Below are 18151 nucleotides of genomic sequence, written 5' to 3'. Positions count from 1 at the left end.
TTGCCGCGCGCGGCAACTTCCGTATCGTCCAGACCCCGAAGCCATTCGGCCCAATGCGGCCACCAGCTGCCGGGATGCTCGCGCGCACCGGCGACGAACTCAGGAAGAGTGTCCGTCTGCGCGTCGTTGACCCAGTACTGGTACTTGTTGGAACTGGGCGGATTGACCACGCCGGCAATGTGCCCCGAGCCCGCAAGCAGGAAAGTACACGGTCCGGCCAGATAGTGGGTCAGCTTCCAGACGCTTTCGGGCGGAGCGATATGGTCCTCTCTCCCGGCCTGGATATAGGCCGGCGTCGTGATGCGATGAAGGTCGATGGGAACGCCGCAGGCCTGCATGGAATCGGCCACGACCAGACGGTTGTCGCGGTAAAGGTCGCGCAGGTAGTCGCGGTGCCAGTGGGCCGGCAGGTTGGTGACGTCACCGTTCCAGTGGAGCAGGTCGAAGGCGGGATAATCCTCGCCCTTGAGATAGTTCTTCTCGACGTAGTTCCAGATCAGGTCGTTGCCGCGCAGGACGTTGAAGGTGGCCGCCAGATAGCGCCCGTCGAGATAGCCCTCGGGCGAGAGCTTGCCGAGCGTCTCGATCTGCGCATCGTCGACGAAGTGCTTCAGGTCTCCCGCTTCCTCGAAGTCCACTTGCGCGGTGAAGAAGGTGGCGCTTGCCGCCTTGTCGGCTTCGCCCTTGCGCGCCAATACGGCCAGCGTCGCCGCCAGGGTCGTCCCGGCGACGCAATAGCCGATGGTGTGGACCGACGGCACGTCCAGCCTTTCGCGCACCACGTCGATCGCCTCGATCTGCGCGGCGATATAATCGTCCCAGGCGAGATCGGCCATCGTGGCGTCGGCGGACTTCCACGAGACCATGAACACCGTAACGCCCTGCTCCACGGCCCAGCGCACGAAGCTTTTCTTGGCGTTGAGGTCGAGAATGTAGAAGCGATTGATCCACGGCGGGAAGATCAGCAGCGGGGTCTTCAGCACCTTGTCGGTGGTCGGCGTATATTGAATGAGCTGATAGAGCGGGGTTTCGAACACCACCTTGCCGGGCGTGACCGCGATGTTCTCGCCCAGCACGAAGGCGCCAGGGCGGGTGTGGGTCAGCTGTCCCTTGCGCAGATCGTCGAGCAGGTTCTCGAAGCCCCGCACCAGGCTTTCGCCCCGGGTGCGGTTGGCCGCTTCCAGTGCGACCGGATTGGTCAGCGGGAAGTTCGCCGGGCTGAGGGCATCGACCATGGCGCGCGTGGCGAACAGGAGCTGCGCCTTGCGGGCCGGCTCCAGACCTTCGGCCGCTTCCGCCAGGCCTAGGATCTCGGCCGAGAGCAGGAGGTAGACCTGGTGCAGCACCGCGAAGAAGGGTTGGCGGCGCCATTCCGGATCCGCGAAACGACGATCGCGCAGCGGCAGTTCGGGCTCTGCTTCCCGCTCGGCGACGGCATTGGCTCCCAGACCGTATTGGCCCAACACGGCATTGATCAGTGCGGAGACGCCGTTCCACAACCGCTGCTGCACGTCCGGGCTGGCCAGCGGCAATTGTCGCATGACGCTTTCGGCCGTGGCGACCCACTTAACCGGATCGGCGTAATGAGGCGGGCCGTCCTTGGCCTTGCCGAGCTGCTCGACCTGATAGTCGGTCCAGATCGTGTGCATCCGGCTGGCGACTTGCGCCCATTGCACGGTGCTATCGGCCTGCTGCGTCCCTGCGGCGGGCACGAACTGGCCGAAAAGTCCGGCCATCTGACCGAAGGCCTCGCCCACGGCCTTGCCGTCCTGATTGCGGAACATCGTCGTGAACAGTTCGGTGGCATCGGTCGCCATAAGCGGTGCAACTCCGGTGCAAGTGGGGCGACCCGGACGAATCTCCCGGTCCATTCCTAGCCTGCTGTTCCTATCGATTGCCAGCCCTCAGGCCAACCGGACAAAAGTTGCGCATTTCGCGCCGAGGCGCCTGCAACAATTGCGCATCGGCCATTTGCGCTGGGCCGTTAATACCCTACAGGAACCCGCGCGGCACTTTCGCCGTGTGTTTTATGGATTCTCAGAGGTCATGGAAGACGAGTTCTACCGCATCAAGCGCCTGCCGCCCTACGTTATCGCCGAAGTCAACGCGATGCGTCACGCGGCACGCCAGGCGGGCAGGGACATCATCGACCTCGGCATGGGCAACCCGGACCTGCCGCCGCCGGAGCATGTGATCGACAAACTGTGCGAAGTGGCGCGCAAGGAAGACGCTCACGGCTATTCGGCCTCCAGCGGCATTCCCGGCATCCGCAAGGCCCAGGCCAACTACTACGGCCGCCGCTTCAACGTCGATCTCGACCCCGAGACCGAAGTGGTGATGACGATGGGTTCCAAGGAAGGCCTCGGCAGCCTCGCCACCGCGATCACCGCGCCCGGCGACGTGGTGCTGGCGCCCAATCCCAGCTACCCGATCCACACCTTCGGCTTCATCATCGCGGGTGCGACGATCCGCTCGGTGCCGACCACGCCCGATGAGCGCTATTGGCAATCGCTGGACCGCGCGATGGCCTTCACCGTGCCGCGCCCCTCGATCCTGATCGTGAACTACCCCTCCAACCCCACGGCCGAGACGGTGGACCTCGCCTTCTACGAGCGCCTCGTCGCCTGGGCGAAGGAGAATAAGGTCTGGATCCTGTCGGACCTCGCCTATTCCGAACTCTACTACGACGGCAACCCGACCCGCTCGATCCTGGAAGTGCCGGGCGCCAAGGACGTGGCGGTGGAATTCACCTCGATGTCGAAGACCTATTCGATGGCGGGCTGGCGCGTCGGCTTCGCGGTGGGCAATCCCAAGCTGATCGCAGCGCTGAAGCGCGTGAAGTCCTATCTCGACTATGGCGCCTTCACGCCGATCCAGGCAGCGGCCTGCGCCGCGCTCAACGGCCCGCAGGACATCGTCGAGAAGAACCGCAACCTCTACCAGAAGCGCCGCGACGTCATGGTGGAAGCGTTCGGCCGCGCCGGTTGGGACATTCCCAGCCCCAAGGCCTCGATGTTCGCCTGGGCGCCGCTGCCGCCCGCGCTGAAGGAGATGGGCAGCCTCGAATTCTCGAAGCAGCTGCTGACCGAGGCGGAAGTCGCGGTGGCTCCGGGTGTCGGCTATGGCGAGGACGGTGAAGGATACGTCCGCATCGCCATGGTGGAGAACGAACAGCGCCTCCGCCAGGCCGCCCGCAACATCAAGCGCTTCCTTGTATCCAAGGGCGTGAACACCCCTGCCGGGTGATTTTTTTGAGCCTTACAGGCGGGTTATCGCAGTTTTGCCAGCCCGCCTGTAAGAAATTAGGTGTTGTCCCCTAGGGGGCATTTCCCAGTATACAGGCCTTGGTTTCACCACTGGCAGAACAGATTGGGGGGGGAATGACCTATCTGGGAAAGAGTGAGTGCCACGCACCAAGATTTCGATGGCTGGCACCCGAAAAGATATCCGAACGTCTGGACCTGCAACGCTGCGGCTGGATCCTTGATCCGGACGGCGTTCCGGCAACGAATTGCGTCGGACTGATAGACGCGACCAACCTCGACAGCGTCAGCTGGATGCAGGTTCTCTCCTGGCTGCTGCCGGAAGCACGTCGCTGCGTTCTGGTGGCTGGCGTCAGCGAAGCGCATGATCGCACCTCGCTGCTGCAGATCGGCTTTGGAGACGTGGTAACGGATCGTATCGAGATCGAGGAACTGGGCGCCCGCGCCAATCGCCTCGCGCAGTTCAACGAATGGCTGCCGCGCACGCGTCGCGTCGGTCGGCTGACCCTGGACCTGCTGGCCCGCGAGGCCTTTGGAGACGGCAAGCCGCTCAACCTCAACCCGCGCGAATTCGCGCTGGTGTGGCGACTGGCCGATTCGATCGACCAGTTCGTGAGCAAGCAGGCGCTGATCTACGATGTCTGGCGCATGGGATTCGTGCCCGAGACCAACAGCGTGGCCGTCCACATGTCGCGGCTGCGGCGTAAACTGGCCTTCGTCGGCCTGGCGGGCGTTATCGAAACGTCGCCCACCGGCGGCTATCGCCTGCGCATGCCGGACGAGACGGTAGGGATCGATCGCAAGGTTGCGGTTGAACCTTCGCGCGCGCGCAAGGACGCCGTTACCGAAGCATCCCTGGCGCATTGACGGCAAGTCCCGTCATCCCGGTTCGCGCGCGTTGCGAACCGGGGAACCGACATGATCCCGGGCAGCCAGCGCCGCCAGATCGCCCGGTGTATTGATGTTCGCAATCGTTTCCGGAATCTCCACACGTCGCGCCTGCGCCAGTTCCGCGAAACGCCGCATCGAGTGGCTCTCTTCGCTATGGAGCAGCGCCTCAAGCACTGCCGTCGCGGACACCGGCCAGATGCCGATCACCGGCTGCTGCGCTAGGTATGCGGGCGCGGGGCCCAGTAGCGCAAGCAGGTTCTCCGGCAGCGCGACGGCATCGACCCCGCACGTGAGAACCGCCTCATAGCCCTCGTCCTGCGCCATGCGGAGCGCGGCCGCCAGTCCTCCCAAAGGCCCCATGCCCGAACGGGGCCAATCCGGCAGGGTCGGCGCAGGAGCCGTCTCGCGCCCCACCACCACCACCTTTTCCGACCAGCCGGACAAAGCGTCCACCGCCAGAGAAATCAGCGTGTGCCCGTCGAACTCGGCCAGCGCCTTGTCGCTACCGAACCTGCTGGACAACCCGCCGGCGAGAACCGCTCCGAGAATCATGCCTGCCACCTTCCGATCGTTCGAACTGCAAAAACGATCGCCATCTACGCCCGTTCCCGCGTCCGAGAGCAAGCACTCCTTGGAGGTGGACGCGATGGCGCCCAGCATTCCTTGAAGTTGCGCGCGCTTGCGCGCAGCAGGCCCTTGCAATCCAGCGCCGGCTGTCCTCCAATTCGCTTCATGAAGACGCTCGTCGCCCCAGATCGCCTGCTGGACCAGGGCCTTGCCCGCCTGCGTGCCCGCTTCGCCATACCCGAAGCTTTTCCCGCCGAGGTCGTGCAAGCGGCCGAACGCGCCGCGCAGCGCCGTCCGGACCGTCACGCGGATCGCACCGCCCTGCCCTTCGTGACGCTGGATCCGGCCGCCTCGACGGATCTCGACCAGGCCTTCGCGATCGAAGCAAGCGGCGCCGACCGGCTGCTCCACTATGCGATCGCGGATGTCGCCTGGTTCGTGGAGGACGGAGACCCGCTGGACCAGGAGGCGTGGCGACGCGGAACCACAACTTACCTTCCGGACGGCAAGGCCAGCCTCTACCCCGCCGCACTGGGCGAGGGCGCCGCCAGCCTGCTGCCCGGCGTCGACCGGCCGGCCGTCATCCTTACCGTCCGGATCGACCCGGCGGGCGAAGCTCGCCTGGAGGGGGTGGAGCGCGCCCTCATCCATAGCCGCGCCAAGCTCGCCTACGAAACCGTGCGCGACGAACAGCTCCCCGAGGGCTTCGTGGAGATCGCCCGCCGGATCGAACGCGCCGAGGATCGGCGCGGCGCCCAGCGGGTGGACCCGCCCGAGCAAGTCGTCGAGAGCGACGGCAAAGGGGGCTTCACGCTGGGTTTTCGCCCCCAGTTGCTTTCCGAACGGCGCAATGCCGCACTCTCCCTCGCCGCCAACCTGGCGGTGGCGCAGACGATGCTGGAGGCGGGAACGGGACTGTTCAGGGTCATGGCCCTGCCCGATGCCAAGGCCGAAGATCGTCTCCGTGCCAGCGCGCTGGCGCTGAAGCTGGAGTGGCCCCCGGCCATGCCGCTCGCCCAGTTCCAGCGGCGGCTCGATCCAGGCAAACCCGCCGAGGCCGCATTCATGCTGGCCATCCGCAGGACGGGGTCGGGCGCGGGATATCGCCCTTTCGATCCGCACAGCGAGCAATGGTCCGAACTTCCCTGGCATGCCGCCGTGGCCGCGCCCTATGCCCACGCCACCGCGCCCTTGCGGCGCCTGGCGGATCGCTATGTGCTGCGGACAGTGCTGGCGCTGGCACAAGGCCAAGCGCTGCCGGAAGCGGTCGGCTCCGCCCTCCCCGAGCTTCCGCGTGTCATGGCCCGCGCGGCTTCACGCGATTCGCAGATCGACAGGGCCGTCATCGACCTGGCGGAAGCCGCCATGCTTCAGGGGCAGGAAGGCACCGTCTTCAAGGCGGTCGTTTCCGATCTTCGGCAGGACAGCGCACAAGTGCAGTTCAAGGAGGTTCCGGTGATCGCAACGGTCAGCGCGCCGGATGCCCTCCCCGGCACCACCCTCTCGCTTCGCCTGCTCCGGGCCGACCCGCTGGAAGGCACGTTATCATTCGAAGTCGTCGATTAAATTCGCGAGATCGGAAAATGGGCGTTGCACTGCCCGCGATCCATTGTTAGGGGCGCCTTTCTCCACACGGATGGCCCGATGGCGGAGTGGTGACGCAGAGGACTGCAAATCCTTGCACGCCGGTTCGATTCCGGCTCGGGCCTCCACCTTTGCCTCTCAGAGGCACTTTCTCTCGGATCGATGCAGTTTCGTCCTGGCGCTTCGGCGCGGGGCGCATGATCGTGTGTTGGACAGAGAAACATTCGCGCTCCCAAATAGGCGCCAAGGCCTAAGGCGCAAGTACGGCAGTTACCTGAAGTTAATGCCGAATAACTTCATCTTAATGATCTTCGTTACGCTTCCTTAGCTGTCATCCTTTACCTTGCCTGCTTCGATGGAAGCGGGTGCGAATGCAGAAACTCGATAGTATACTTTCAACCAGTCAGCCGATGACGACCGCCCGGCGCATGACCGTTCATGCGGTTCAGGCCGTTTGTGCCGGTTGCGCGCTCGGCGCCTGTCTCACCGAAGGCATGCCGTCGCGAATCCTGGCGGGGCTTGCGGCGGCCACGGCGCTGTTCACGCTTGGGGTCGGCATCCGTTATGGACGCCGGGCGGTGGCCGAACTCGACGGTCACCTGGCGCTGGTGGCGGAAGCCGGCGCGGCGCGGGCGCAAGTCGAGGAGCTGTTCGCGATGACGGACATGCTTCAGGCTGCCGACGATCACGAGGATGCAGGCGCTGTGCTCATGGCCAGTGCCGAACGGCTGCTGCCCGAAATGGACGGCGCGCTCTACGCGTTCAACCATTCGCGCGACCGGCTTGACCTGGCCCGCGCGTGGAGCCGCAAGGACGATTTCGCGCCGCCCCCCGCGCTGTTCCCCGAAAGCTGCTGGGCGCTCAAGCGCGGCAAGCCGCATGTCAACGATCGGCGCGGCGGCTCGCTGTGCTGCCAGCACAGGATCGGCGACGCCTCCACCATCGAAGTGCCGATGATGGCGCGCGGACAGGTCTTCGGCCTGCTCGTGCTCGCCAGCGAAGCGGAGGATGCCGGGCGACGGCTCCAGGACGTCACGCGTATCGTCCGGGCCCTTGCCGATTCGATGTCGCTGGCGCTGTCCAACATCGCCCTGCGCGAGAAGCTGCGGACCCAATCCTTGCGCGATCCCCTGACCGGGCTCTACAATCGGCGCTACATGGAGGATGCGCTGGAGCGCTACATCAACCTGGCCCAGCGCACCGGCACGCCGATCTCGGTGCTGATGATCGACCTCGACAACTTCAAGCGCCTCAACGACGAGCACGGCCATGCCAAGGGCGATGCGGTGCTGCGCGACGTTGCCGGCCAACTGGTGGAAACGCTGCGCCCCTCGGACGTGATCGCACGCTACGGCGGCGAGGAATTGCTGGTGATCATGCCCAAGTGCGGCCTGGAACATGCCGCCGCCAAGGCCGAGCTGCTGCGTCAGCGCGTGGAAGCGCTTTCCGCGGCCCATGGCGCCCAAGTCAGCGCCTCCTTCGGCGTCGCCAGCGTCCCCGAAACCGCAACCGGCGCCGGCGACGTGGTGACCATGGCGGACAGCGCGCTCTACGCCGCAAAGCAGGGCGGCAGGAACCGCGTCGTCACCGCGCCCCGCCGCGCACGGGGCGACGACAAATCCGCGCCTCGGCTCGCCGCCGCCAACTGACGGGGTTTTCACCCGCCACCTCACACACGGACATGGAAAAAAGGGACCGCATTGCTGCGGTCCCTTCTTCATTTCGGGCTCTGGAACACCGATCGCTATCCGATCGGTGTTCCTTCAGGCCGCGGGTCGCCCTGCGATCAGTCTTCCTTCAGGAACGCCGGCATGTGGTCGGGATCGCCGCCACCGTTGTCGCCGCCGCGCGGGCCACGGGGGCCGCGATCGCCGCGACCTTCGCCGCGCGGACCACGGTCGTTGCCGCCACGGCCACCGTCACGACGCGGACCACGACGGTCGCCGCCGCGATCTTCGCGGGGACCACGATCGCCACGCGGTTCGCGCGGTTCGCGGGCCGGACGGGTATCTTCCAGCTCGGCGCCGGTTTCCTGGTCGACGACACGCATCGACAGGCGAACCTTGCCGCGCGGGTCGATCTCGAGGACCTTGACCTTGACTTCCTGGCCTTCCTTGACGACGTCCGTCGGCTTTTCGACGCGCTCGTTCTTCATTTCGGAGACGTGGACGAGGCCGTCCTTGCCACCCATGAAGTTCACGAAGGCACCGAAGTCGACGATGTTGACGACCTTGCCGTTGTAGATCTTGCCGACTTCCGCTTCCTCGACGATGCCGAGGATCCACTTCTTGGCGGCTTCGATCTGGGCCACGTCGGACGACGAGATCTTGATCACGCCTTCGTCGTCGATGTCCACCTTGGCGCCGGTTTCGGCGACGATCTCGCGGATCACCTTGCCGCCGGTGCCGATGACGTCACGGATCTTCGACTTGTCGATCTGGATCGTCTCGATGCGCGGTGCGTGAGCCGAAAGTTCGGTGCGAGCCGAACCCAGGGCCTTGTTCATCTCACCCAGGATGTGCGCGCGGCCGGCCTTCGCCTGCTCCAGCGCCTTGCCCATGATTTCCTTGGTGATGCCGGCGATCTTGATGTCCATCTGCATCGTGGTGATGCCGAGTTCGGTGCCAGCCACCTTGAAGTCCATGTCGCCGAGGTGATCCTCGTCGCCCAGGATGTCCGAAAGAACGGCGAAGTCGTCGCCTTCCAGGATCAGGCCCATGGCAATGCCCGAAACCGGACGGACCAGCGGCACGCCGGCGTCCATCATCGAAAGGCAGCCGCCGCAGATCGTCGCCATCGAGGACGAGCCGTTCGACTCGGTGATGTCCGACAGGATGCGGATGGTGTAGGGGAAGTCTTCCTTGGCGGGCAGCACCGGGTGCAGCGCGCGCCATGCCAGCTTGCCGTGGCCGATCTCGCGACGGCCCGGGGCGCCGAAGCGACCCACTTCGCCGACCGAGTAGGGCGGGAAGTTGTAGTGCAGCATGAACGACGAATACGACAGGCCTTCCAGGCCGTCGATCATCTGTTCGGCGTCCTTGGTGCCCAGCGTGGTGGTGCAGATCGCCTGCGTTTCACCGCGGGTGAACAGCGCCGAACCGTGCGTGCGCGGCAGGAAGCCGACCATCGATTCGATCGGGCGGACCTGGTCGAGCTTGCGGCCGTCGATACGCTTGCCGTCCTTGAGGATGGCGCCGCGCACGATTTCCGCTTCCAGCTTCTTCATGGTCTTGATGGCGACCATCTGCAGCTGCGGGGTCTCGCCGGAGAAGGCTTCCTTGGCCTTGGCGCGAGCGACGTTCAGCGCGTTCGAGCGGGCCGACTTGTCGGTCAGCTTGTAGGCAGCGGTAACGTCCTTGCCGACGGCCTTCTTGAGCTTCGCCTTGATGTCGGCGGTGTTGTCCGACAGGTCGATTTCCCAAGGTTCCTTGGCGGCCTGCTCGGCGAGGTCGATCACGAGGTTGACGACCTTGCGGCATTCGTCATGCGCGAACATGACGGCGCCGAGCATCTCTTCCTCGGTCAGCTCCTTGGCTTCCGATTCCACCATCATCACGGCATCGCCGGTGGCGGCGACGACGAGATCGAGGCGGCCATCGGCCAGCGCGGCGGTCTGCTTCGGGTTCAGCGTGTATTCGCCGTCGACGAAGCCGACGCGGCAGGCGCCGATCGGGCCCATGAAGGGCACGCCCGAGATGGTGAGCGCGGCCGAAGCGGCGATCATCGCAACGACATCGGCCTCGGTCTCGCCATCAAAGCTGAGAACCTGGCAGATCACGTTGATTTCGTTGTAGAAACCTTCGGGGAACAGCGGACGGACCGGACGGTCGATCAGGCGGCTGGTCAGCGTTTCCTTTTCGGTGGCGCCGCGCTCACGCTTGAAGAAGCCACCCGGAATGCGTCCTGCGGACGAGAACTTTTCCTGGTAGTGGACGGTCAGCGGGAAGAAGTCTTGGCCTTCCTTCACCGACTTGGCGGCGGTCACCGCGCAGAGCACGACCGTTTCGCCATAGGTGGCAAGGACGGCGCCGTCGGCCTGACGGGCCACGCGGCCGGTTTCGAGGGTGAGGGTCTTGCCGCCCCACTCCATGCTTACGGTTTTGACGTCGAACATTTTCGATTTCCTTGACCCGCGAGGCCCTATTGCCATGCGGGGCTTACTGCCGGGGATACCGTCCCGGTCCGGTGCAGGGCTTTTTCGTCGCCCCTGGGCCTCCCGCCGGATTGCGGAAGATGCCCGGTTAAATTCGTCGTCCCGGACTTGATCCGGGACCGGTAGCTGTCTTTAGGCGCGCGTTCGCGTGAAAGCGCCCTGCCGGCAGCTTGCGTGACCTTGCCAGCGGTCCCGGATCAAGTCCGGGACGACGTAGCCCCATTACCACATGGGCTTCATCACGCGGGCCCATTACCACATCGCGGGCCATAAATGCAAAACGGCCCGCCGAAGCGGGCCGTCTTCTCGGTTCTTACTTACGCAGACCGAGCTTCTGGATGAGGGCGTTGTAGCGCGCCACATCCTTCTTCTTCAGGTAGTCCAGCAGCGAGCGGCGCTTGTTGACCATGGCCAGCAGACCGCGACGCGAGTGGTTGTCCTTGTGGTGAGCCTTGAAGTGCTCGGTCAGGTTGCGGATGCGCTCGGTGAGGATCGCGACCTGAACTTCCGGGCTGCCCGTGTCGCCAGCGACGCGTGCGTTGTCCGAAATGATGTCCTGCTTCTTTTCAGCGGTAACCGACATGTACTCTACTCCGCGACATCCGATAGGTTGAATCCCCTGACGACGCGGGCTTCTCCACCCGAAAGCTCCATGAGCGCGACGGGAGTGATCCCTTCCCGCGCCCAGCAGAGCCCGTCTTCATGGGGCAATCCGGTCAGAACACGGCCCTGGCGGACCGCCCTTGCCTGCTCCGGATCGAGGTCGATGGCCGGGATGTCGTCCAGCCCCACCTCAAGTGGCAAGAGTACCTGTTCAAGCGCAGCGCCCTTGCCGATTTCGTTCAATTTGTCCAGCGAAATCGCCCGCGACAGGTCGAACGGGCCGGCCTTCACGCGGCGTAGCATGGTCACATGACCGACGGTGCCGAGGGCCAATGAAATGTCACGGGCAAGGCTGCGAATATAGGTTCCCTTGGAAACTTTCACCCGCAAAGTAACGTATTGCTCGCTTGCATCCCACTCGCCGACGAAGCCCTCGGCAAGGTACTCCCAGCCGAAAATAGTCACTCTGCGGGACTTGAGTTGCACGTCCTCACCCGCCCTCGCCAGATCGTAAGCTCTCTCGCCATCAACTTTGATGGCGGAATAGGCGGGAGGAATCTGGTCGATCTCGCCCGTGAAGTGCTCCTGCAATATCGATTCGACAGCGCCAAAGCCCGGCTGGATGTCGCTGGTAGCCATGACCTGGCCCTCAAGGTCCAGCGTATCGGTTTGCCGGCCGAACTGAACCGTGAACTCGTAGACCTTGCTGGCATCGAGCATCCGCCCGGCCAGCTTGGTCGCCTCGCCCAGTGCGACGGGCAGCACGCCGGTGGCCAGCGGATCGAGCGTACCGCCGTGGCCGACCTTCACCTTCTTGCCGTAGCCCGCCTCGCGCAAGTTGCGCTTCACGGCGGCGACCGCCTGCGTCGAGCCGAGGCCCAGCGGTTTGTCGAGGATGATCCAGCCATGCGGGGCCGGGCGAACGGGAACGGTCGAATTCATCCGCTTTCCCAAGTCGCGCGCGGCGCAAATGTCAACTTCAGGCGCCCGCCACGAACTGTGCCAGGGCGTAGTAATGGTCGGTCGCCCAGATCACTGGCGGCAGCACCAGCTTCCGCACGATGCCCCATTGCGGGAAGAAGTAGGGGACCACCAGCAGCAGCACGATCAGCAGCGGGAAGCCATAGGGTCGAAACCGGGCATAGGCTTCCGCCAGCCTCTCCGGCAGCAAGCCCTCGACGATATGCGAACCGTCGAACGGCGGGATCGGCAGGAGGTTGAACAGCGCCAGGAAGACGTTGATCATGATGAAGTTGTTGAGGTTCATCGCCGCGAAGGAAATGCCTGCCCCTTCGGCGTCGCCCGCGAACCGCACCAGCAGGCCAAGCAACATCGCGCCGATCGCGGCCAGCACCAGGTTCGAGCCCGGACCGGCGGCGGCGACCACCATCATCCCGCGCTTCGGATCGGCCAGGCGCCAGCGGTTGACCGGCACCGGCTTGGCCCATCCGAAGATCGGAAGACCCGTCAGCGCCAGGAACCCCGGCAGCGCGATCGTGCCCATGGGATCGACGTGACGCAGCGGGTTGAGCGACAGGCGCCGTTGCTCCTGCGCGGTCGGATCGCCCAGGGCCAGGGCAGTCCAGCCATGCGCCACCTCGTGAAAGACGATGGCGATGATGAGCGGGATGATAAGCGCCGCGGCTTGCAGCAGGGTCTGGTTCATGGCGCTGATCTAGGGGTGGGCGACCTCCGCCGCAATGGAGCAGCCGCAGAAGCGTGCATCACCGCTCCATGGCCTCCCCGAAATGCTTGCGGCAGAGTGCGACATAGCGGTCGTTGCCGCCGATCTCGGTCTGCGCGCCCTCGCGCACCGCCGCTCCCGCTGCATCGACGCGCAGGTTCATCGTCGCCTTCCTGCCGCAGTGGCACACCGCCTTCAACTCGATGAGCGCATCGGCAATCCCCAGAAGCACCGCCGACCCCGGAAACAGCTCGCCCCGGAAATCGGTGCGCAGCCCGTAACAGAGCACCGGGATGTTCTCCCGGTCCGCCACATGCGCGCACTGCCAGGCCTGCGCCGGGGTGAGAAACTGCGCCTCGTCGACGAGAACACAGGACAGTGGCTCCACCGCATGGACCGCCCGCACTTGCGCCACCAGATCGGTATCGCGCTGGAAACGATGCGCCGGCGCGTGAAGGCCGATGCGGCTCTCGATCGCGAAATCCTGCCCTCGCGCATCGCTGCGATCGTCGATTCCGGCGGTCCACAGCATCGTGCGCATCCCGCGCTCGTGATAGTTGAAGTTCGCTTGCAGCAAAGTCGCCGATTTGCCGGCGTTCATGCTGGCATAGTAGAAATAGAGTTTAGCCATCGGAACTGGGGATAACATGACCTTCCCCGGCCCGCACGGCGACTTGGGCGATTGTCCCCGCTTGAATGAAACCGCGCGGCGTTATCTAATCCGGACAGCCGTGGAAGGGCCTCTCCGACTGGTGTCGCGTTGGCCGGTATCGAGCATCCTGACCGGATGCCGGCAGAGCGGCGTGGAGATGGACATGAAGAGATGGATCGCCCTGGTCGTGATCATCGCGCTCGCCGGAGCCGCTGCCGGATATGTCATCGATGCACCATTCGCGCCATTCGCCACCGGACCCTGGCGGCAGACCGCCACCTTCCTTGACGATGCCACGGCGGCGCTGGTTTCGCTGGTGGGGCGCGGCGGCGCGATAGCCGCCCCGCTGCTGGTGGGGGCCGTGCTCTGCGGGTTGACGCTGTTCGCGGCGCGAAAGGCGGATGGGAAACAGGATGGCGAGTCGCTTCCCGGCCCCGTCTGGCGGCCGGAAGCATCGGCGGAAGAGCAGGCCGCCGAGCAGAACGATCGCAGCGGACCCGACCGTCGGAGCCTGGCTTCGTCCATGCCCGATCCCGAAGACCTGCTGGTTCGTCCGGTCGTGCTGGTACGCAAGGCGCGTTCCCGCTCGCGGGACTGGTTCGACGATACCAGCTGGCTGGGCGGGCTTCCCAAGCTGGCCGGAATTCCCTGGCCGCGCGACCGCAACGGCGCGCCGCTGCCCTTCGCCGCACAGATCGACCTTGCCCGGATCGCCGCTGCCTTCCCCGGCAACCCGCTTCCCGGCAACCCTTTGCCCGAAGCCGGGTCGCTGGCCTTCTTCGTCGGCACCGGCGCGGTGGTGCCGGTGCCTGCCGGCGATCACGAGTTCAGCCGCCCCCCTGCGCACCTGCCCCCTGCCTATGACGAAGGCGGCTTTCCGCTACCCCGCCATGCTTCGCGACTGAGCCATGAATTCTTTCCGTTCTGGCCGGTGGAGGCCGTATCCCTCGCCTTGCCGGAGGCGTTGCGCGATCCTCATCGACCCGGCGACGAACCCGCCATCGAACAGGCCATGACCGAGCGCCTCGCCCAGCGCTATCCGCTGCGGAACGGGCCGCTGACAGTGCAGGAACCGGTCGAGCGGGTCTGGTGGCACGGCGCGCTCCATCTCGCCAACCTGTTCCACGTCGCGCTGGACGAAGCATCGCTCCAGATCGACCGACGCGAGAGCCGGACCGACGGCGCCCGTGACGACGTCGAACTGCTTGGCGCCGATCCGGATACGACGCCGCTGAGACTTGAGGCCGCCCGTCGCGCCGTCGACCGCGAGGACGCCCGGCTCCACGCCTGCCGGATGCAGCATGCAGCCCTGGAGCAGGTGACCCAGGCGATGGACGAGTTCACCCGGGAGCGCGATCCATGGGCGCCGCTCACGAGCGAGGAAAGCACCGTGCTTCAGGACGTGCTGGTGCATGTCAATCGGGACTGCGCGGACCTGGTGCGCCATCACGTGCCGCAGACCCTGGCGGACCTGGCTGCCTTCTCGCTCAGAGCGATGGTTTCCGGCCCACCGGAGGCGTTGGCACAGGTTTCCGACGCGGAACTGGCGCACATCAACGCCGCCTATCGGCTCGCCAACCTGCACCAGCACCAGATCTTCGGCCCCGGCGGCAGCCGCCGCGCTATGGGCGAGGACCATCGCCGCGACGTGCTGCTGCTGCAACTCGCCTATGACGACATGATGGAATGGAACTGGGGCGACATGGGTCTGTACCAGTTCTGGATCAGCCCTGAAGACCTGGCCAACAGAAGGTGGGATCGCGCCTCGCTGACCTTCGAGGAAGGTTGAGTCCGATTACTCGTCAAGGTCGCGCTTCACGCGGGGATCGCTGAGCAAGGCGTCGATGCGGCTGGCCTCGTCGAAAGTCTCGTCGGGGCGGAAGCGGATCCGGGCCGCGAACCGCAGCTTCAGCCGCTGGGCGACTTCGCGCTGGAAGAACGCCGTATGCGTGCGCAGCGCCTTGAGCACGACTTCCTCGTCCTCTCCCAACAGCGGCTTCACATAGACCGTAGCCATGCGCAAGTCGGGGCTCATGCGCACTTCGGTCACGGAAACGGAATGGGCGCTCAACGTGTCATCGTGGACCTGCTGGCGCGTGAGAATCTCGGAAAGGACGTGACGCACTTGTTCGCCCACCTTCAGGAGGCGGACGGAGTGCTGCTCGGGCGTGACTTGCTGGCGTACCATGGCTTGTTCCATGTGGGCGGACGACGACAATTTGCAACAATTGATTACGGCTCCGGCGTCTCTTTCTGTGGTTTAGCCTCGGCAACCAACCAGCAACAGACGCTTCAAGGAGCTTTCGAGAATGAGGAAATTCACCGCCACCCTGCTCGCCGCCGCGCTGATCGCGCCCGTCGTGGCCACGCCCGCGATGGCAGCACCCGGCCATTCGCAAAGCCAGAGGCATTCCAAGGATCAGGCCCAGAATCAGCACCAGCAGCCGAGCAAGGGGCCGCAGTTCCGCAAGGGCGAGAAGTTCGACCGCAACCGGGCCACCCATTATCAGATGGTCGACTATCGCAAGTACCACAATGTGAAAGCACCGCCGAAAGGCTATCACTACGTCCGTTCGGGCAACGACATGCTGCTCGTCGGCGTGACCAGCGGCATCGTCGCCGCCGTGACCTCGGGCATGTTCCGCTGAATTCGACGCCGGACTGAAGAGGGTGAGGCGCTTGGCGGGGCGCCTCGGAGACGGTCTAGAAAATGCGGCGCCTTTTTCACATCTTCTGGACGATCCGCGCCAGCGACCGCACGTTGCGCGCCGTGCCCCGGCAGCCCAGGCGCTTCTCGATGAAGTCCATGGTCAAAAGGCTCCCGCCCATGGGCGCGGCGAAATCGACGAAGAGGCTCCGCGTGCCGAGCGCCAGCCTTTCCATGCCCACCCGTCCGTGATCCGCCACGAGCCGATCGAACTGCTCTGCCGAGGGCTGGCTGCCCAGCAGCACCGTATGGACGAAGGTGTCGCCGCTCTCGCCCGCGAAGGGATTCTGCTCGACGGCGGCGCGGATTTCCTCACGCGTTCTGACCGCCACGAACGTCTTCATGTCGAAGCGGTCGCGCATCAGGTAGGCCAAAAGGTCTTCCAACCCCTCGCTCGGCCGCTCCTCGTAATCGAACAGGACATTGCCGCTGGAAATCACCGTCTCGGCATTCTCCAGTTCCTCGCGCTCGAACGCGTAGCGCAGGTCCGCCATCGACAGGCGATCACCGCCAACGGTCATGGATTCGAAAAAGGCGCAATAGCGGGTCATCTTGAAAATTCCGGCTGGTGAAGTATGATCGGCCTACCACGGTCGACGTTTTCACATCACCGTCCGGGCCTGGGTGTTGCAGCATCCGGGCCCGTTTTCTTATCGGCCCTATCGGAGACTGACGTTGCAGCGCCAGCCTCCTTACCGACTATCGGCGCTTTACCGGCGGTTCAGCTCGATGAGCTTCACCACCAGTTGCAGAAGCGCGACCAGGAAGGTCGCCGCGCCGAGAACCAGCATTACCACGATTTCCGTGCTCACATGACATCACCGTCCTCTCCGTCGCCGTTGCGACGGGACAGCCATAGACGCACGGTCACACGGAAATCTGGTTAAATTCGTGACAACAGCGTCTCCTCTACGAAAACGAAGAAGGCCACCGCCGGATTTCTCCGGCGATGGCCCTTCGTTCGTGTTCGGGCGACAGCCTTAGCCGACGGTACGCTCGCGATGGCTGACTTCGAAGACTTCGAGGTGGTCGCCCGCCTTGATGTCGTTCGTGTCGGCCAGCACCACGCCGCATTCCAGGCCGGCGCGCACTTCGTCGATATCGTCCTTGAAGCGACGCAGCGAGGAGATCGTCGTGGCCGAAACGATGACATCGTTGCGGGTGAGACGCGCGCTGAGGCCCTTGCGGATGAAGCCTTCGACCACCAGCAGACCGGCGGCCTTGTCGCGCTTGCCGGCCGGGAAGACCTGCTTGACTTCGGCGCGGCCGACGACGGTTTCGATGCGTTCCGGACCCCAGATGCCGGCCATCTGCTTCGCGACCTCGGCGGTCAGCTCGTAGATGACGTCGTAGTACATCATCGGCGTCTTGGTCTTCGCAACCTGCTCGCGCGCCTTGGCGTTCGGGCGGACGTTGAAGCCCACGATCGGCGCACCCGAAGCCGCAGCCAGGGCAACGTCGGTCTCGGTGATGGCACCGACGCCCGACTGCAGGATGCGGACCTTGATCTCGTCGTTCGAGAGGTTGTGGAGCGCGGTGTTGATCGCTTCCACCGAACCCTGCACGTCCGCCTTGACCACGATCGGGTACTCGATGACGTTCTGCTTGGCGGCGAGCGCCGAGAACATCGTGTCGATGCTGGCGGGCGCCGTGGCAGTGCGCTTGGCGGTCGCTTGTTCCTGACGGTAGGACGAAACCTCGCGGGCACGCTGCTCGCTTTCGACCACGGTCAGCTTGTCACCGGCCATCGGCACACCGCCGATACCAAGGACTTCCACCGGCATCGAAGGCGGAGCGATCTTCACCTGACGGCCCTTGTCGTCCAGCATGGCGCGCACGCGGCCGCTCTCGGTGCCGACGACGAGGATGTCGCCGACCTTCAGGGTGCCGCGGTTGACCAGAACGGTCGCCAGCGGGCCCTTGCCCTTGTCGAGCTTGGCTTCGATCACGGTGGCTTCGGCCTCGCGGTCGGGGTTGGCCTTCAGTTCCATGAGTTCGGCCTGGAGCAGGATCTTCTCGATCAGTTCGTCGAGACCGGCGCCGGTCT

Annotated in this window: 17 protein-coding genes and 1 tRNA gene; 7 read left to right on the top strand and 11 right to left on the bottom strand. The window is 64.9% G+C overall.

Features of this window, described 5'->3' with window-relative positions:
- Positions 1-1817, bottom strand: a 1817-nt coding sequence (locus tag ACI3K3_RS23740; RefSeq protein WP_404918264.1) for a PHA/PHB synthase family protein, incomplete at its 3' end; no start/stop codon positions are given.
- A gap of 229 nt (positions 1818-2046) precedes the next feature.
- On the opposite strand from ACI3K3_RS23740, the gene ACI3K3_RS23735 reads away from it, so the two are divergent.
- Both ACI3K3_RS23735 and ACI3K3_RS23730 read left to right on the top strand, forming a co-directional pair.
- Positions 2047-3246, top strand: coding sequence for an LL-diaminopimelate aminotransferase (locus tag ACI3K3_RS23735; protein ID WP_404918262.1), 1200 nt, complete (start codon positions 2047-2049; stop codon positions 3244-3246).
- Positions 3247-3380: 134 nt separating this feature from the next.
- Positions 3381-4130, top strand: a complete 750-nt coding sequence (locus ACI3K3_RS23730) for a winged helix-turn-helix domain-containing protein (protein WP_404918260.1) — start codon at positions 3381-3383, stop codon at positions 4128-4130.
- A 12-nt stretch (positions 4131-4142) separates the two neighbouring features.
- Here the strand turns inward: ACI3K3_RS23730 and ACI3K3_RS23725 are convergent, their stop codons facing one another.
- The gene (locus tag ACI3K3_RS23725; protein ID WP_404918258.1) at positions 4143-4706 is read right to left on the bottom strand and encodes a molybdenum cofactor guanylyltransferase; all 564 of its coding nucleotides are present in this window, start codon (positions 4704-4706) and stop codon (positions 4143-4145) included.
- 180 nt (positions 4707-4886) lie between these two features.
- Between ACI3K3_RS23725 and ACI3K3_RS23720 the strand changes: the two genes are divergently transcribed.
- From ACI3K3_RS23720 to ACI3K3_RS23710, 3 genes are all read left to right on the top strand, one after another.
- Entirely contained in the window at positions 4887-6287 is a 1401-nt protein-coding gene (locus ACI3K3_RS23720; protein WP_404918256.1) for an RNB domain-containing ribonuclease, read from the top strand.
- A 72-nt stretch (positions 6288-6359) separates the two neighbouring features.
- Positions 6360-6433, top strand: a tRNA-Cys gene (locus tag ACI3K3_RS23715).
- Positions 6434-6733: 300 nt separating this feature from the next.
- Positions 6734-7954, top strand: a complete 1221-nt coding sequence (locus ACI3K3_RS23710; protein ID WP_404918254.1) for a diguanylate cyclase — start codon at positions 6734-6736, stop codon at positions 7952-7954.
- Positions 7955-8091: 137 nt separating this feature from the next.
- Here ACI3K3_RS23710 and pnp read toward each other — a convergent pair whose 3' ends face one another.
- The 5 genes from pnp to ACI3K3_RS23685 all read right to left on the bottom strand — a co-directional run bounded on the left by pnp (position 8092) and on the right by ACI3K3_RS23685 (position 13376).
- The gene (gene pnp / locus ACI3K3_RS23705) at positions 8092-10419 is read right to left on the bottom strand and encodes a polyribonucleotide nucleotidyltransferase (protein ID WP_404918252.1); all 2328 of its coding nucleotides are present in this window, start codon (positions 10417-10419) and stop codon (positions 8092-8094) included.
- 352 nt (positions 10420-10771) lie between these two features.
- Positions 10772-11041, bottom strand: a complete 270-nt coding sequence (rpsO, locus tag ACI3K3_RS23700; RefSeq protein ID WP_021232261.1) for a 30S ribosomal protein S15 — start codon at positions 11039-11041, stop codon at positions 10772-10774.
- 5 nt (positions 11042-11046) lie between these two features.
- Entirely contained in the window at positions 11047-12003 is a 957-nt protein-coding gene (gene truB / locus ACI3K3_RS23695; RefSeq protein ID WP_404918250.1) for a tRNA pseudouridine(55) synthase TruB, read from the bottom strand.
- A 37-nt stretch (positions 12004-12040) separates the two neighbouring features.
- A complete protein-coding gene (locus ACI3K3_RS23690) occupies positions 12041-12727 on the bottom strand; it encodes a site-2 protease family protein (protein WP_404918248.1) in 687 nt (228 codons plus the stop codon).
- Between the two features lie 58 nt (positions 12728-12785).
- Positions 12786-13376 carry a thymidine kinase gene (locus ACI3K3_RS23685; RefSeq protein WP_313435796.1) on the bottom strand — a complete coding sequence of 197 codons (591 nt, stop codon included), beginning with the start codon at positions 13374-13376 and terminating at the stop codon, positions 12786-12788.
- Positions 13377-13560: 184 nt separating this feature from the next.
- Here ACI3K3_RS23685 and ACI3K3_RS23680 point away from each other — a divergent pair, with 184 nt between their 5' ends.
- On the top strand, positions 13561-15186 hold the full coding sequence (locus ACI3K3_RS23680; RefSeq protein WP_404918246.1) for a DUF1963 domain-containing protein: 1626 nt from the start codon (positions 13561-13563) through the stop codon (positions 15184-15186).
- A gap of 6 nt (positions 15187-15192) precedes the next feature.
- On the opposite strand, the gene rbfA is transcribed toward ACI3K3_RS23680, so the two are convergent.
- The gene (rbfA, locus tag ACI3K3_RS23675; RefSeq protein WP_404918244.1) at positions 15193-15585 is read right to left on the bottom strand and encodes a 30S ribosome-binding factor RbfA; all 393 of its coding nucleotides are present in this window, start codon (positions 15583-15585) and stop codon (positions 15193-15195) included.
- Between the two features lie 121 nt (positions 15586-15706).
- Between rbfA and ACI3K3_RS23670 the strand changes: the two genes are divergently transcribed.
- Positions 15707-16045: an RcnB family protein gene (locus tag ACI3K3_RS23670; protein ID WP_404918242.1), complete on the top strand. Its 339-nt coding sequence runs from the start codon at positions 15707-15709 to the stop codon at positions 16043-16045.
- Between the two features lie 76 nt (positions 16046-16121).
- Here the strand turns inward: ACI3K3_RS23670 and ACI3K3_RS23665 are convergent, their stop codons facing one another.
- The 3 genes from ACI3K3_RS23665 to ACI3K3_RS23655 all read right to left on the bottom strand — a co-directional run.
- Entirely contained in the window at positions 16122-16655 is a 534-nt protein-coding gene (locus tag ACI3K3_RS23665) for a DUF1697 domain-containing protein (protein ID WP_404918240.1), read from the bottom strand.
- A gap of 159 nt (positions 16656-16814) precedes the next feature.
- Positions 16815-16916 carry a putative holin-like toxin gene (locus ACI3K3_RS23660; protein WP_346426700.1) on the bottom strand — a complete coding sequence of 34 codons (102 nt, stop codon included), beginning with the start codon at positions 16914-16916 and terminating at the stop codon, positions 16815-16817.
- 168 nt (positions 16917-17084) lie between these two features.
- Positions 17085-18151 (bottom strand): translation initiation factor IF-2 (locus ACI3K3_RS23655; RefSeq protein WP_404918238.1); only part of this gene is annotated, 1067 nt, incomplete at its 5' end.

Origin of the sequence: Novosphingobium sp. ZW T3_23, from assembly GCF_044987305.1 — a bacterium.
Taxonomy (GTDB): domain Bacteria; phylum Pseudomonadota; class Alphaproteobacteria; order Sphingomonadales; family Sphingomonadaceae; genus Novosphingobium.
The sequence above is the reverse complement of the archived record's forward strand: the minus strand, read 5'-3'. Positions and strand labels throughout refer to the sequence as shown.

Excerpts from the sequence above, each read along its gene's own strand:
- ACI3K3_RS23710 (WP_404918254.1), top strand. The coding sequence starts at position 6,734 with ATGACCGTTCATGCGGTTCAGGCCGTTTGTGCCGGTTGCGCGCTCGGC.
- ACI3K3_RS23720 (WP_404918256.1), top strand. The coding sequence starts at position 4,887 with ATGAAGACGCTCGTCGCCCCAGATCGCCTGCTGGACCAGGGCCTTGCC.
- ACI3K3_RS23680 (WP_404918246.1), top strand. The coding sequence starts at position 13,561 with ATGAAGAGATGGATCGCCCTGGTCGTGATCATCGCGCTCGCCGGAGCC.
- ACI3K3_RS23730 (WP_404918260.1), top strand. The coding sequence starts at position 3,381 with ATGACCTATCTGGGAAAGAGTGAGTGCCACGCACCAAGATTTCGATGG.
- ACI3K3_RS23665 (WP_404918240.1), bottom strand. The coding sequence starts at position 16,655 with ATGACCCGCTATTGCGCCTTTTTCGAATCCATGACCGTTGGCGGTGAT.
- ACI3K3_RS23685 (WP_313435796.1), bottom strand. The coding sequence starts at position 13,376 with ATGGCTAAACTCTATTTCTACTATGCCAGCATGAACGCCGGCAAATCG.
- pnp (WP_404918252.1), bottom strand. The coding sequence starts at position 10,419 with ATGTTCGACGTCAAAACCGTAAGCATGGAGTGGGGCGGCAAGACCCTC.
- ACI3K3_RS23725 (WP_404918258.1), bottom strand. The coding sequence starts at position 4,706 with ATGATTCTCGGAGCGGTTCTCGCCGGCGGGTTGTCCAGCAGGTTCGGT.
- rbfA (WP_404918244.1), bottom strand. The coding sequence starts at position 15,585 with ATGGTACGCCAGCAAGTCACGCCCGAGCAGCACTCCGTCCGCCTCCTG.
- truB (WP_404918250.1), bottom strand. The coding sequence starts at position 12,003 with ATGAATTCGACCGTTCCCGTTCGCCCGGCCCCGCATGGCTGGATCATC.
- ACI3K3_RS23735 (WP_404918262.1), top strand. The coding sequence starts at position 2,047 with ATGGAAGACGAGTTCTACCGCATCAAGCGCCTGCCGCCCTACGTTATC.
- ACI3K3_RS23690 (WP_404918248.1), bottom strand. The coding sequence starts at position 12,727 with ATGAACCAGACCCTGCTGCAAGCCGCGGCGCTTATCATCCCGCTCATC.
- rpsO (WP_021232261.1), bottom strand. The coding sequence starts at position 11,041 with ATGTCGGTTACCGCTGAAAAGAAGCAGGACATCATTTCGGACAACGCA.
- ACI3K3_RS23670 (WP_404918242.1), top strand. The coding sequence starts at position 15,707 with ATGAGGAAATTCACCGCCACCCTGCTCGCCGCCGCGCTGATCGCGCCC.